14 protein-coding genes are annotated in these 13,180 nt (G+C 41.6%); all 14 read right to left on the bottom strand.

Going from position 1 to position 13,180, the window contains the following annotated elements; genetic code table 11:
* Positions 1 to 30: 30 nt before the first annotated feature.
* A complete protein-coding gene (locus D2V05_RS00230; RefSeq protein ID WP_235855346.1) occupies positions 31 to 1,317 on the bottom strand; it encodes a tetratricopeptide repeat protein in 1,287 nt (428 codons plus the stop codon).
* 352 nt (positions 1,318 to 1,669) lie between these two features.
* On the bottom strand, positions 1,670 to 2,122 hold the full coding sequence (locus D2V05_RS00225) for a YybH family protein (RefSeq protein WP_183114754.1): 453 nt from the start codon (positions 2,120 to 2,122) through the stop codon (positions 1,670 to 1,672).
* A 19-nt stretch (positions 2,123 to 2,141) separates the two neighbouring features.
* Positions 2,142 to 3,182, bottom strand: coding sequence for an agmatine deiminase family protein (locus tag D2V05_RS00220; RefSeq protein WP_119645536.1), 1,041 nt, complete (start codon positions 3,180 to 3,182; stop codon positions 2,142 to 2,144).
* A gap of 1 nt (position 3,183) precedes the next feature.
* Complete coding sequence (locus D2V05_RS00215; RefSeq protein ID WP_119645534.1) at positions 3,184 to 4,071, bottom strand: carbon-nitrogen hydrolase; 888 nt, start codon at positions 4,069 to 4,071, stop codon at positions 3,184 to 3,186.
* A gap of 62 nt (positions 4,072 to 4,133) precedes the next feature.
* Positions 4,134 to 5,891, bottom strand: coding sequence for a serine hydrolase (locus tag D2V05_RS00210; RefSeq protein ID WP_119645531.1), 1,758 nt, complete (start codon positions 5,889 to 5,891; stop codon positions 4,134 to 4,136).
* Positions 5,892 to 6,156: 265 nt separating this feature from the next.
* A complete protein-coding gene (locus D2V05_RS00205; RefSeq protein WP_119645529.1) occupies positions 6,157 to 6,723 on the bottom strand; it encodes a porin family protein in 567 nt (188 codons plus the stop codon).
* Positions 6,724 to 6,879: 156 nt separating this feature from the next.
* Positions 6,880 to 7,503 (bottom strand): class I SAM-dependent methyltransferase, encoded by a 624-nt coding sequence (locus D2V05_RS00200; RefSeq protein ID WP_119645577.1) that lies wholly within the window; start codon positions 7,501 to 7,503, stop codon positions 6,880 to 6,882.
* Between the two features lie 59 nt (positions 7,504 to 7,562).
* Positions 7,563 to 8,966, bottom strand: coding sequence for an alpha/beta hydrolase (locus D2V05_RS00195; protein ID WP_119645527.1), 1,404 nt, complete (start codon positions 8,964 to 8,966; stop codon positions 7,563 to 7,565).
* Positions 8,967 to 9,028: 62 nt separating this feature from the next.
* Positions 9,029 to 9,448 carry a hypothetical protein gene (locus D2V05_RS00190; RefSeq protein ID WP_119645525.1) on the bottom strand — a complete coding sequence of 140 codons (420 nt, stop codon included), beginning with the start codon at positions 9,446 to 9,448 and terminating at the stop codon, positions 9,029 to 9,031.
* An 83-nt stretch (positions 9,449 to 9,531) separates the two neighbouring features.
* Positions 9,532 to 10,131 (bottom strand): Crp/Fnr family transcriptional regulator, encoded by a 600-nt coding sequence (locus D2V05_RS00185; protein ID WP_119645523.1) that lies wholly within the window; start codon positions 10,129 to 10,131, stop codon positions 9,532 to 9,534.
* Positions 10,132 to 10,453: 322 nt separating this feature from the next.
* On the bottom strand, positions 10,454 to 10,804 hold the full coding sequence (locus D2V05_RS00180; RefSeq protein WP_119645521.1) for a hypothetical protein: 351 nt from the start codon (positions 10,802 to 10,804) through the stop codon (positions 10,454 to 10,456).
* A 2-nt stretch (positions 10,805 to 10,806) separates the two neighbouring features.
* On the bottom strand, positions 10,807 to 11,523 hold the full coding sequence (locus tag D2V05_RS00175; RefSeq protein WP_119641575.1) for a VIT1/CCC1 transporter family protein: 717 nt from the start codon (positions 11,521 to 11,523) through the stop codon (positions 10,807 to 10,809).
* Between the two features lie 99 nt (positions 11,524 to 11,622).
* A complete protein-coding gene (locus tag D2V05_RS00170) occupies positions 11,623 to 12,234 on the bottom strand; it encodes a hypothetical protein (protein ID WP_119645518.1) in 612 nt (203 codons plus the stop codon).
* Positions 12,235 to 12,351: 117 nt separating this feature from the next.
* The gene (locus D2V05_RS00165; protein WP_147378196.1) at positions 12,352 to 13,110 is read right to left on the bottom strand and encodes a DUF6090 family protein; all 759 of its coding nucleotides are present in this window, start codon (positions 13,108 to 13,110) and stop codon (positions 12,352 to 12,354) included.
* Positions 13,111 to 13,180 lie beyond the last annotated feature (70 nt).

The raw sequence follows: 13,180 nt of genomic DNA, 5'->3' as shown, positions 1-13,180 counted from the left end.
TCCTTTTTTGTTTAAGGGCAAGTGACCATTTTATTTCCTCAGTTGTTCCAATCGGTCAATGGCATTTTGGTTTTGTGGATTTAAGTCCAAGGATTTTTTAAAGCTAGTGACCGCCTTGTCTTTCTCTCCCAAAAATAAGTAGGCCTCTGCCAAACTATCATAAAGGTTGCTTGAATTTGGATAAAGGGCCGTTGCTAATAAAAACACATTGATTCCGTAGGCAGATGTTTTTGGGTTGAACACAAACTGTAACCCAAGATTGTTGAGTTTCCCTTCTGGCAATTCCAAGATAGGATGTTCTTTCAAAAGCGACTCGTAAAGCGCATTCAGATTGCCATAGTTTTGTTCCGCAGCCAATTCATTGAAATCATTGAAACCAAATCCTTTTTCTTTTGGCTCTTTGGTTTGATAATCCAGTACATCCTTTGCTATTCCATTTTGGGAAGGATCGTTATTTAAAAATTTAAGGGCTTTCGGGTCATTCTTCAAAAATGCATCCAAAAAATTCAACGCATACTGGGATACCAACCTATAGGATTCCATGATTTCGAGATCACTTTTATCCTGTCTTTTATCCCTTGATTGAAACAAGACCCCCAAGGTACTGAAATAGGAATGCGTCATGTTATGGAACTTCAATTGGTAGGCCTTACTATTGGTGAGACTATCATAAAATTCAAACTTGGTGTTGAGTTCCGGGTCGATCTTATCTTCAGCCAAAACTTGCTCTGGAATGTTCTTTTGGGCCATATGGATGAAAGGAACATTCACTTTATCCACATTAAAGAAAGGGGATTTTTTCAACGTGTCATATTGATATTTTATACTTCCATCCAAACTGACAATGGCCATGATGTTCTCATTTCTCATTTGTGACAAAACGTTGGACAGCCCTCCAAAGCTAAAACCCATGGTAGCCATATGGTCCGTTTCCGCATAAGGCAATTTTTGGACTTCTTTGATCAGAAACTCAATATCCCTAGCCTGTGTTTCCAAGTCTTTTGGGGTGTCTCCCTCAAAAAATCGATTCTCAGTACCTCTACTTGGACTAGAAATCACTACATATCCGTGACTGGCCAGATATTCGCACAAAGCAAAATTTTCTATGGATGACGCTTGATAACTTGGGGCATAAACGATCACAGGAAATATACTCTCAGCCGGCTTTATCCCGTATTGCGCAGTTGTCCATTCTTTTAGATGGTTTTGGTTTGCCAAGTTGTTCGGATAATAGAACCAATTCAATATTTGGTCATTTGGCAAGAATTCCCATTCCTCTTCTTCTTTAAGGATTTCCATATAATCCAATACGTTCATTGGCTCAGTGTTATTCGAGGTTTTACCGGATGGATACCAAATACTAATTGGGATGGGCCTTGGAATACTTTTGTTGTTCCAGTCATAAATTCTCCTATATGTTCTGGTACTGTCGAAGGTTAGGTAGTGTTTAAACCCTACGGGGTAAACTCCACTTTCTATACCAATTTTCTTTAAAGAAGTCTGCCCTAAAACCAGACCTGTCTGGATAAATACTAAAATAGAAAGTGTCAATACCCTCATTATCAATTTTTAATGTTCTTCTCAAAAGATACATAAAATGATAACTTGTTACAGCAAGAGCAGTATGTAATTTAGATTACCCTGTTGATTCAACCAACAATAATTCTAATCAATCCCATACAAATTTCCAAGATTGATCCGGCTGTCTTTTCCAAACGGTATGAAAAATTCCTGTGTTTTGCACTTGGGCACCTGTGGAATCTTTATAGGTCAATTGATATTTTCCATACGTGTAACCCAAATCCCCGGACGAAGAAACATCCACAAAATCGGGCTTCCATGAAAGCTTAAAATTGGAAGAAGAAGTTTGATGGGAAAAATAAGCCTTCAGACCATCTTTCCCTTTTACCAATTTGTTGTTCCGCATCATAACCACATCATTGGCGCAATAGGTTTCAAAAGCTTTTGCAACACCTTCTTTTTCGGATAATTCTGAAAATGCCTTCTCTGTTGCAAGAATCTCTCTTTTCCATGACTCCAACATGGAAATATTAGTTTCCTTCTTGCATGAAAAGAAAAAAACAAGAAGCACCATAAATGGCAAGCTAATTTTACTTCTCATACCCATTCGAGTTGGTTCATCATATAGGTATCTGCTGACTCAAGCAGTGCAAGGTGCCAAATCCCCAAATGAGGTCGATGGCACTGATTCCGATCACTTCCCTATCAGGGAACACATCTGCCAATATGTTCAAGGCCTCACGGTCCCTTGAGTCGTTAAAAGTAGGAACCAGAACAGCTTTGTTCAAAATGAGGAAATTGGCGTAACTGGCAGGGAGTACCACTCCATCAAAATCGATTCGCTTGGGCATGGGAAGGGTAACAATTTTTGGCTTGGCACCATCTTCTAAAATCGCACTTTCCAAACGTTTCAAATTCTCTTGTAGGACCCCATAATTGGCATCCTTCTTATCGGATTCCACAACCGTAACAATGGTGTTTTCATTGACAAATCGTGCCAGATCATCAATATGTCCATGCGTATCGTCTCCTTTGATGCCATCACCCAACCAAATGGTATGGGTCACCCCAAGGTATTCCTCAAAAATGGCTTCATAATCAGCCTTACTGAACCCAGGGTTACGCACTTGTATCTTTGGATCCAACAAACATTCTTCCGAAGTAATCAAGGTGCCCTTACCGTTCACGTCAATGGCTCCTCCTTCCAATACCACGGGTTTGCCCTTGTATTTGACCTGTTCCAAAGGAATTTTTAGCGATTGTGACACTTTTTCGGGAACGTGCCGATCCAATTTATAATTGGAATATTTGGCCCATCCATTAAAATTGAAGTTGAGGGCCTTTCTTTCCTTACCATTTTTTACGATGATAGGGCCAGAGTCGCGCATCCAGCTTCGGTTGGTCTTGTGGATGATGAAAGAAACCTTATCCACATTTACGTGGGCCGTTTGAAGAAGTCCCAGAACTTTGTTTTTGAGTTCCTCGGAAGCCATTACCAAAAACACCTCTTCAAAAGTGGCCACTTTCTTGATAAATTCCACAAATGCCCATTGAATGGCACCGTATTTACCGGGCCAATCGTTTCCATTGTGGGGGAAACACAGTAAAATGCCCTGTTGTTTTTCCCATTCCGCGGGAAATCGCCATGCAGCTTTAGCCATATCAGTCGATTGCCCTTTTGGTTATTTCCCCATACATATCAATCCTTCTATCTCGAAGGAAAGGCCAGTTTTGGCGCACATTTTCCTGAAGGTCCAGATCCACTTCGGCCAATAATATTTCTTCTTGATCATGGGAAGCTTGTGCCAGAATTTCCCCTTGTGGACCACAAATAAAGGAGGAACCCCAAAATTCGATTCCGGCAGTATCAGGCAAGTATTTTTCCAATCCGATACGGTTGGCGGCAGCCACATACACTCCGTTGGCCACGGCATGACCTTTCATGACGTTCATCCAAGCACCGTGCTGTTTTTCGCCGTATTCTTCTTTCTCCTGTGGATGCCATCCAATGGCAGTAGGGTAGAAGAGTACCTCGGCACCTTGCAGGGCAGTCAATCGGGCCGCCTCAGGGTACCATTGGTCCCAACAGATCAAGGTACCCACCTTTCCCTTTTTGGTTGGGATAGTCTTGAAACCAAGATCGCCAGGGGTAAAATAGAATTTTTCATAGAAATGGGGATCGTCCGGAATGTGCATCTTACGGTACAATCCCGCTTCGGAACCATCAGAATCTATAATGTAGGCGCTGTTGTGATACACACCCGCCATGCGTTTTTCAAAAAAGGGAACAATGATCACCACACCGAGTTCCTTGGCCAAGGCACTGAACGCCTCAAAAGAGGTACTGTACAGCGGTTCAGCAAAAGCGAAATTTTCCGTGTCCTCACTTTGGCAGAAATAGTGGCTACTGTACAACTCTGGCAGCGAAATAATCTCCGCGCCTTTGGCTACTGCCTTTTTAACCCACTCCGCACATTTTTTCAAATTGTTTTCAGGGGTATTGTTCAGGTTTAATTGGATAACCGAAACGGTGTATTTATTTTTTCCCATGTGTAATGATCAACTGTTCTCAAAAATCAAGGTAAAGATAATTGTATTGTTTTCAAAAAAGGTCATTTTTTGTCGTATGGGATATAATTCTCCCATTCCCAAGGGGTATAAATGTCAGCCATGGCCACTTCTAAAAGTTCTTTGAAAATACTGTTACCATTTTCGGAATTGGTCATGATCATGATGCCTTTCCCCACTTCTGGAAACAATACGGAGTGATGCACAAAACCACTGCCATGCCCTTCCTTGAAAACTGCCTTGCCGTATGGTGTTTCAAAATAACCCCAACCCAAACCATATCCTAGGTGAATAGAGTCGTATTTGTCGGTAACAATTTGGGCGCCTTCACTAAATTGTTTTTCGGTACGAATCCTGATATGAGGGGTGAAAATCTCATCATAAGATGCCTCGCTAATGATTTTTTTGTGGAGCACTGCGGTCAAAAATTTGGTGTAATCCTCGGCAGTGGTTTCCAAAGTACCACCAGCGCGCGGCTCATTGTCCTTGTCTTTTTTCAACGCTTCGCCCTTTTCATTATGGCCCACCGCATAGTCCTTATCAAATCTGGGTTTCCATTCGTATGCGGAATTTTTCATCCCCAGTGGATCAAAAACAATTTCCTTTGCCAATTGATCCAATCCTTTACCTGTCAACTTTTCCAAAACTACCTGCAGGTAAATAAACCCTTCACCACTATAGCCAAATTGAGCGCCCGGGGTACCATGGACCCTCAGTTTGTAATTGGGTTCGAACCATCTGTAATTTTTGAAACCAGTGGTATGATCTAAGCACATACGAGCCGTAATCTTATGGTAAAGAGAGTCTTCCTTTAAACTGGAAAAGTCATCATGCCAGCGGGTCTTAGGCTCATATTCGTATATTTTTTGGGGCAGATAGGATTCCAGAGGTGTATCCAAATCAATGACACCATCTTCTACCAATTTCATGACCAAGACCCCAAAAACAGCTTTGCTGAACGAAGCACCATAGATATTGGTGGAATCTGTTAATGGATATCTTTTAGGGAAATCCTTGTATCCAAAAACACGTTGGTAAACGGGTTCATTATCATTGAAAATAGAAACGGCCATTCCGGTGATCTTGGCATCGGCCATCAGTTGATCTATTTTAAGGCCAAGGGAATCCTTCGTAATCAGGGAGCCATCCAACCGTTCAATGGTTTCTGCCTTTTGTCCCGTGCAGCTTGCCAAAAGCGAGATTCCGATAAGAAAGCACAATGCCTTAGGCACATTTTTCTTCTTCAATTTTAAAAATGGAATGGACAAAGGGTAGTAGCACTTATCCTTCTGCAGCACGTAAATGATGTTGAAAATGACAATACCTACACAAATGGGCACAATAGAAATAAAGAGGATGAACCCAAAAAGGTCCACGGTCATTAAGCTTATGAAGGACAGGACCGCTAACAGCAATGCCGTGATCTGAAAGTTGATCACCTTAATGCCGTGCTCATTATAGATAGGGTTGTCGTCCTTTTTGTGGATCCAGAGAAAAAGGGGTGCAAGCACATTGAGTAATGGAATAAAAATGCCCAAAAGGGGAGTAGCATGAATAAGCAGTAACCATTTTTTCTTCAGGGTCTCTTCCCTTGGGTCATCCAAAGGCAGTAAATCGCTTACTTCGACTTCCAAGGCGGCCGCCAAAAGTTTAACCGTGTTCAGATGGGGGGAAACTTCTTCGTTCTCGATGCGTTGAATGGTGCGTACGGTGACATTGGTCCGTCCGGAAAGCTCTTCTTGGGAATATCCTTTGATTTTCCTCTGATACTTAAGACGCTCTCCAATTGATGTGTTGTTCATGACTTTTTTGTTTTGATTCTAGGACAAATGTATCTCGGGAACCTTGTCAAGACCACGACATTTGGATGTCACCTTTATGTCAATACCAGTAAAATCAACAGTTTGAAGCATATTTCAATTCAAAACACGAATGCGACCATGAACTTAGGGCTATATTATCACAATACCTAAATTGAAAGGGAAAACCTCATCCAAATTTTAGAAAAGCAAAAAGCTCCATCAATTTTGGTGATGGAGCTCTAACATTTCTGCTGAAGTGATTTCTTTAGAACATAAATCCAAGTCCCGCAGAAAATACGGAATTATGGACATCCACATCCTCGACCATTTCCGAGAATCCATAGGAATACCTACCCTGAATGAAGAATCCAGACGGAAATTTGTACTCAACGCCTGCCGCTCCTTGAAAATCAAAGTCGTTCACGGAATCGGTATCGAAACTCCCCGAATCCTCATTGGGATCAAAATCAAATTCTTCATTTACCTTAAAACCAAACTGTGGTCCGGCCTGAATGTTCAAACCATCGGCAATGTAAAATTTCAGCAACAGTGGAACTTGAATGTAATCCACCTTGAATTGTGCATAATCAACATCAAATCCCTGACCGGAATAATATACCTCTGGTTGCAACGATACATAATCGGACAAGGGTGCTTCCGCCAACAAACCTAAATAAAAGGAAGTCCTAGAGTCAGGGCTGTCGTAGTCATCGCCGGCCACTGTGGCAAAGTTGGCACCCCCTCTCACACCTAGTTGGACATTGTTGGAATTCTGAGCGAAACCGATCGCTCCAATAAAAAGAATAGCTATAATTAAAATACTTTTTTTCATCACGTTAAAAATTTAGGGTTTAAATCTGTGACGAAATTAGAAGAGGTAAACGGGGCAGCTTGATTCAAATCCTAAAAATGTTGACGCAAAAAGTAAATCCCTGATTCGGGAAGCCAATGAAGAAAAATGTAGCGTGGGTATTGCTTTATTTTAGAATTACTTCTTTTTTCCCAAAAAGCGGACCACGGAACCTTTACCGATGTGTCCATATCCTTCGTTAAGTTCAATGACCGTTTCCTTCAGTTCCAAAATCTCATACCCCTCAAATTCGGAAAGGATCTCTTCAGTAGAGAACAAAGAACCCAAATCCCTTGGCCCTCCCACACTTTCATTTTTAAGTTGATACTCCAAATGGGTCTTGCTAAAGGCTTCAAAAATGAGAATCCCTCCCTTTTTCAAATAGGCGCTCAAAAGTTGGTGATACCCCTTTCTTATTTGTGGTGGAAAATGGGCATAGATCAAGGCGATGGCATCAAATTGTTCCTCTTGATACCCGAGCATTTGTAGTTCTCCAATTTGATAATCGATGCCAACCTGGTTTTGATCGGCCAGTTTCAGTGCCTTTTTTCGACCTTCAGTGCTGATATCGAAAGCGGAAACGTTCCAACCCAACTTCGCTGCATAAACGGCATTACGTCCTTCGCCTTCTGCGGGAAATAGAATATTTCCTGGGGTAAGTCCTACTAATTTTTCCTTTAGATATTCATTGGGTCGGGTGCCATAGGCATATTCCTCTTTTCCAAATCTTGTGTCCCATTTATTAAGCCAATCGCTCTCCATAATCATAAATTTTTGATACGTAAATTTACGGAGATACCCTAGAACATGTGGTTGCAAAATCAATCCAGTGCGACATTGGTATCTACAACTTCGTTGCCGGCTATGGATTTCCCTTCTAAAAAAGCCATCACCGCTTCCTTAAAGGCATCTGGAGCGAACAAAGCAATAAAATGGGGGGCATTCCTTACGGTTACAAACTCAATGGAACCTTTGTCCGATAATTTTTCTACGTGTCTTTTGGCTCCTTCCCAATGTGTTTTGGGATCCAAGGAACCATGAATGATCAACGTTGGAGGCATTTTCTCGGGAACACCCGCAAAATAGGCATCGTGATCATAGGTAGGCATTGTGTTTTCGGCTATCAACTTGGGCAAAGGGCTTGTAAAAAGCAGGCCTTTGGATTCCTCTACCACTTCACTCTTTTTTAATTGAGGTCTTGGATTATTCTCAGATGCGGTGATCACTTGGGCAAGAGGGATGGAATTGGAAGATGTACTATACTTTTCCCCATAATCCCTATAAAATGCTGTAATTTCTGCTATGGCACTGTTCAACGGACCAGCATCATCTTTGGAAAGTGATCGTATGATTTCTGGAATTTTTCTTCTGACCGTTGGTAAGTCCAGCATCATCCCAAACAAAATCGATATGTCCTGCTTTGGTAGGTTTTGGGCAAAAGCGTCATCGCCTTTGGATCGCTTGATGATTGTTTTCAACTGTTCGGATAGGGAAGGGGACTCCTTTCCTGCTTTTCCATCGTAATACTCCAATAGTTCTTGCCCAACACTATGGGTCACAAACGAACGATGGCCCAGGTCATATTCCATGTCATCTTGAAGAGGGACAAGGGAATCCAAGAATACCCCATCGAGTTCCAAAGGACCCAATTGCAATAAACGTAGCACCAATTGTGTGCCATACGAAACCCCATAAACGTAATGCTTGCCTTCACCACTTAATTCATTGATCAAATAACCTAGGTCTTTGGCCGCGTTGGTTATGGAAAACGTCTTCACATATTCTTGATGACTGAACATATACCCAAAACATGATCCCCATTCCTCGCCAACCAGTGCAATTCCACCAACAGATTCAACCGATTCTTCTTTTGGGCAGATTTTTCCAGAGAGTCCTGTTCCCCTGTGATCGGGCACAAAAATGTCAAGATCGGGAAACAGTTCCGCAAACTGACCCACCACCGGGTAAAGGCTGGCACCTGATTCCCCAGGACCGCCAGCCACCAACCAAATAGAACCTTTCCTCTCTTTTTGTGCCGGGAATTTTCGAACGAACAGTTCAATGGTTTCATCCATATCCGTTCCATATGCCAATGGCACATTGAGCGTAACGCAAAGCGAACTTTGCAATTCGGGTGTTTTGTTATAGTCTTCACAAACTGAAAACTGTGCTTTCCCATTCATCAAAATGAAAAGGAAAGCGAGAACCGATAATTTTTTCTTCATCAAATCAATATTAATCCTTTTGGGCCTCCTTCACCGGTCGGGCAAAGTTTCCATGGACTAGGTCAGTGATCGACCTTTAAACTTACACTCTGTGGATTCTCATTGGGGACCATTCTAAAAATATAATACGCAAATCCCATGGCCAACACCACATGGACAATACTATTGGGGATAATCCCTGAAATCTCGGTAATGGTGCCTTTTGCAAAGGCCAAGACCTCAACCGCCAACAGTCCCAATTGAATAAGGACATTGCCCAAGAACAACACAAACAAAGTAGGGGAGGACGGGTGTTTTCGAATCAAGAAATTAATGACTCCCAACACAATGAGCAAAATGCCCACTTCGGTCATCCAGACCTTGACCCCATCGTCAGGAAACACTCCTTTGCTTACCAGCAGTAGGGATGGGAAAAAAGCGGCCGTTACCCCGACCATAAGGGCAATCATTGAGGCTATGGTCAAAAAAGTCTGTCTTTTCATGTAAAATGTCTTTATATTTAGGTAAAGTTCATCAAAGACCTTTTAAAAGCACTTGATGTGAAATCAACTATTTTGAAAAAAGGCTAGGCTATTTTAGCCCTCGGGCTTGCGTAAGATTTTCGAATCCGGCTCAAATGTTCCGGGGTAATGTTGAGGTAAGAAGCCACCATTTTTAAGGGCACGCGCTGAATGACTTTCTTTGCATGTTCCATGAGGTACCGATAGTTTTCCCCAGCGGATTGGTTGCTCTTCCTCGTCATGGACTCATACAGTTCAATATAGCGGCATTCCACAACAATTCTACCCAATCTCTCAAAGGATTTGTATTTGTTGAACATGAGGTACAGGGCACTCCTGGGAATCAATAACAGGTCCGTATCCTCTAAGGTCTGATAGTTATTGAAACATGGTTTTTGGGAAATAAAGCTGTAGTCATCGTAGAACAGATCGGAATCAAAATAGAAATTGTTCGTCAACTCATTACCATGGGCCATGGAAAAACTCCGAACCGCCCCTTTGACAATAAAGACCAAATGTTTACACACCTCTCCATTTTCCCATATCATCTCATTTTTAGCGATACTCTTTTCTATGAAAAAATGTTCAAACTCTTCCCAGACCTCATTTTCCAAGAAAGAATAGCTACTCAGAGCAGTTCTTAACAATTGTCCGTTTTTGTTCATTTTTTGACCTTTATTTCCGTAAAAATCAGACTATAATCAAATAAGGACATCCGTGATAGCTGCGGAGTGGCTTTAAAATTAACTCAAGGGGACAAATGGAAAGGTGAAACGTTTGTCCATAAATCTATATCTGTCTTTGACAAAAACAATTTAGGAAGGTCATTTGGTCTTTTTTTTGCCAAAAATCAGTTTTAACAATAAAAGACCTAGAAAAAATCCAACAATAAAAATGAGTGTGGTATTCATGATTGATGATGTTTATTTTTTAAAACTATTACATTTCTTCCAAATCATTGCATTGACCCCTTAAACAGTTGAAAATCTAGTTCTCATCCAGATCATCCACTCGAAGCAAATGCATAAGCCGATGTGCAAAAGGGGCAAAGAAAATGGCCACGGTGCTCAAAAATACAACCCCACTGAACAAAGCGTAGGCCGAAGCAAAAAGTTTGGCGGCATCCGTTTTCATTTCATCAACAGGTCCCATACCCGTTAAGATCATGGAGGCATTGTAAATACTATCTACCCAATCTAAACCGCCAATAAAATGATAACCTAAAACACCTATTCCCAAGGAAAAAATCAAAAGTCCCAAGGACACTACGGTATACGTAATCACCCGTTTTGCAAATTCTTTTGGAGATAAAATATTGATATTCCTTTTCTTTATCATGGTCAGGCAAGATTTACATGGAACAAATAACCCACGAATGCGGTAAGTCCCATGGCCACAGTTCCCCAAAAACTTATCCTGAGTATGGCTTTCATTATATTTGAACCCCCTGTTTTGGCTGCAACCACACCCAATAATATCAAGAACAAAAGAGCAAAACCATAAAGGGAATATTCCATTGCCGGCAGAGGGGCCAATATGGTGACCAAGAGCGGAAGAAAACCACCCAGACTAAAAGCGGCACCTGATGCCAAGGCTGCCTGTATCGGTTTGGCATGGCTGATCTCGTTCAGACCCAATTCATCGCGGACATGGGCCCCCAAGGCATCTTTCTCGGTCAGCTCCTTGGCCACCAAAAGTGCGGTTTCTTTTTTCAGGCCACGGCTTTCATAGATTTGGGTCAATCGTTGCAATTCAATCTCGGGCATATCTTCCAGTTCCTGCTTTTCCCTTTCAATATCGGCATGTTCAATATCGGTCTGTGAACTTACCGAAACATATTCCCCGGCCGCCATGGACAGGGCCCCGGCGACCAATCCCGCCACAGTGGCCAGAATAATAGGAGGTCTGCCATCACTGGCGGTAGCCACCCCAATGGCAAGACTCGCTGTGGACAAAATACCATCATTCGCCCCAAGTACGGCAGCTCTAAGCCAATTACTGCGGTTAATGTAATGGGGAGCGAGATATGCTTCGAGTTCTTCCTTATGGTCTGGCATGGCTATACTTTTTAATCTACGGTAACTAAGTTCGAAGATCGGTGCAACAAAAACAACAGACTAAAAAAATAAAGATGTGTTGAATTTCTTAGCGTGATATTATTTAGGGAAGATTCCCAATCTATCTTGCTTTCCAATGGCTCCCTTTCCCCTGTAAAACTGTAATGAATCCCCCTTAGGGGAACGAAGTAGTGTATTCGCTTCCCAACTATACCCAAAACCGCCACCTGTGCTGCTCATCATGGACCAATGTATTTGATAGTAGGGAAACATTCCCTCTTTTTCTTGATGATATGCCTGATAATCCTCAGGTATTTCGATACGGTATTGTACGGTGCGATATTCTTCGAACATTTCCTTGCCCAGCACTTTCCCAACAACAAAGAGCTTATCGGTGTCTAAATTTCTCAAAATGAACTGGTCGGAAGCATCTACCTGGAATCCATACTCCGAACGGTACAGTGTACAGTATAGTTTATCTATATCGACGCTTCTGCTCAAGCCCAGTTTGTAGCTGCCCCTCTTGAATTGTGGTTCAAATTCCATGGCATATTTGGATACGTTGATCATGATTTCCCTAAAGGGAATCTTGTCGGTTTTGAGCAAAAAATACCTGTCCGGGTTAATTTTACGCGAAAGCACCAAATAGAAAAGCAGACCTAAAACCATTATAATCCCAAAAGCAATCCACATTTTTTTGAAGCGTGACATTTAGGAAAGATACTTCTAAATATTGTGCAGTTTTAAATGCAATTGATGGATAGTGACCATGATCTTGTGGATGGCAGCAATTAGAATACCTTCAGATTAAAATCGAGGAATTCCATGTCATTCTATTTGTTGTTTAATCTTTCTTATCAAAATTTCAGTTTGCTTTTCCAAAGGTTCATAAAAGGCCCTGTTCAGATTTATGGAAGCAACGATGAAGAGAAAAAGATTACTCTCAAATTCGGGGTTGGTCAAGAAATTGAAATCATTGTTCGGGAACCTGCTTGGGGTGGCATCCAGGAGGGCATCATCTATGATATCCAAATGCCTCCTGAAATTGGCATACTTGATAAAATAATCCTGGCTAATATCCCTTCTTTCCACCACATATTTCTCTTGATTGTGAACCAGTTCCAATTGTGAAAGCCACTCCGAGATGGACTTTCTCAAATCCTGATCCGTAATCAGAGACAATTTCCCTGAATTGTTGATTTCATTCATGGTTCCCAGATTAGGAACGAATCTCGGTTCAAATTTAAATGCCCCGACCATATGCATGGATAGATCCTTTTCATTCAATGTTGGCAATGACGGCCCTGTAAAATCTCCTATTTTAATCGCGGTTTCATAAATTCTTTGGTTTGCCAACCGGGTACTGTCCAAAATTTTAAGATTGGTCTCGAATTCCTGTAAAAGAGCCGTCAACAATTGATGCTCAATTATTTTATTTTTCTTGATATCGTTCCAATTGTTGATCTGGAGGGCGATCAAAATCCCAATGACCACAAGGACAATTTCACCAATGGCATATTTCAGATACTTTCCCGTCTTGTTTTCAAAAAGTAGATTCTGCCTTATTCTTCTGAAGAATTTTATCATGGTTGTAAGGTTGGTCAACAAGTACCTCATCACTAAGGACTCTTTTGAGGTTTGACTTGTATATCTCTAA

It is taken from the genome of Flagellimonas pelagia (genome assembly GCF_003584135.1).
Lineage (GTDB): Bacteria > Bacteroidota > Bacteroidia > Flavobacteriales > Flavobacteriaceae > Flagellimonas > Flagellimonas pelagia.
The sequence above is the reverse complement of the archived record's forward strand: the minus strand, read 5'-3'. Positions and strand labels throughout refer to the sequence as shown.

What these genes read in the sequence shown, in the direction of transcription:
- D2V05_RS00230 (WP_235855346.1), bottom strand. Translation starts at nt 1,317, where the DNA reads ATGAACGTATTGGATTATATGGAAATCCTTAAAGAAGAAGAGGAATGG.
- D2V05_RS00225 (WP_183114754.1), bottom strand. Translation starts at nt 2,122, where the DNA reads ATGAGAAGTAAAATTAGCTTGCCATTTATGGTGCTTCTTGTTTTTTTC.
- D2V05_RS00220 (WP_119645536.1), bottom strand. Translation starts at nt 3,182, where the DNA reads ATGGCTAAAGCTGCATGGCGATTTCCCGCGGAATGGGAAAAACAACAG.
- D2V05_RS00215 (WP_119645534.1), bottom strand. Translation starts at nt 4,071, where the DNA reads ATGGGAAAAAATAAATACACCGTTTCGGTTATCCAATTAAACCTGAAC.
- D2V05_RS00210 (WP_119645531.1), bottom strand. Translation starts at nt 5,891, where the DNA reads ATGAACAACACATCAATTGGAGAGCGTCTTAAGTATCAGAGGAAAATC.
- D2V05_RS00205 (WP_119645529.1), bottom strand. Translation starts at nt 6,723, where the DNA reads ATGAAAAAAAGTATTTTAATTATAGCTATTCTTTTTATTGGAGCGATC.
- D2V05_RS00200 (WP_119645577.1), bottom strand. Translation starts at nt 7,503, where the DNA reads ATGGAGAGCGATTGGCTTAATAAATGGGACACAAGATTTGGAAAAGAG.
- D2V05_RS00195 (WP_119645527.1), bottom strand. Translation starts at nt 8,966, where the DNA reads ATGAAGAAAAAATTATCGGTTCTCGCTTTCCTTTTCATTTTGATGAAT.
- D2V05_RS00190 (WP_119645525.1), bottom strand. Translation starts at nt 9,448, where the DNA reads ATGAAAAGACAGACTTTTTTGACCATAGCCTCAATGATTGCCCTTATG.
- D2V05_RS00185 (WP_119645523.1), bottom strand. Translation starts at nt 10,131, where the DNA reads ATGAACAAAAACGGACAATTGTTAAGAACTGCTCTGAGTAGCTATTCT.
- D2V05_RS00180 (WP_119645521.1), bottom strand. Translation starts at nt 10,804, where the DNA reads ATGATAAAGAAAAGGAATATCAATATTTTATCTCCAAAAGAATTTGCA.
- D2V05_RS00175 (WP_119641575.1), bottom strand. Translation starts at nt 11,523, where the DNA reads ATGCCAGACCATAAGGAAGAACTCGAAGCATATCTCGCTCCCCATTAC.
- D2V05_RS00170 (WP_119645518.1), bottom strand. Translation starts at nt 12,234, where the DNA reads ATGTCACGCTTCAAAAAAATGTGGATTGCTTTTGGGATTATAATGGTT.
- D2V05_RS00165 (WP_147378196.1), bottom strand. Translation starts at nt 13,110, where the DNA reads ATGATAAAATTCTTCAGAAGAATAAGGCAGAATCTACTTTTTGAAAAC.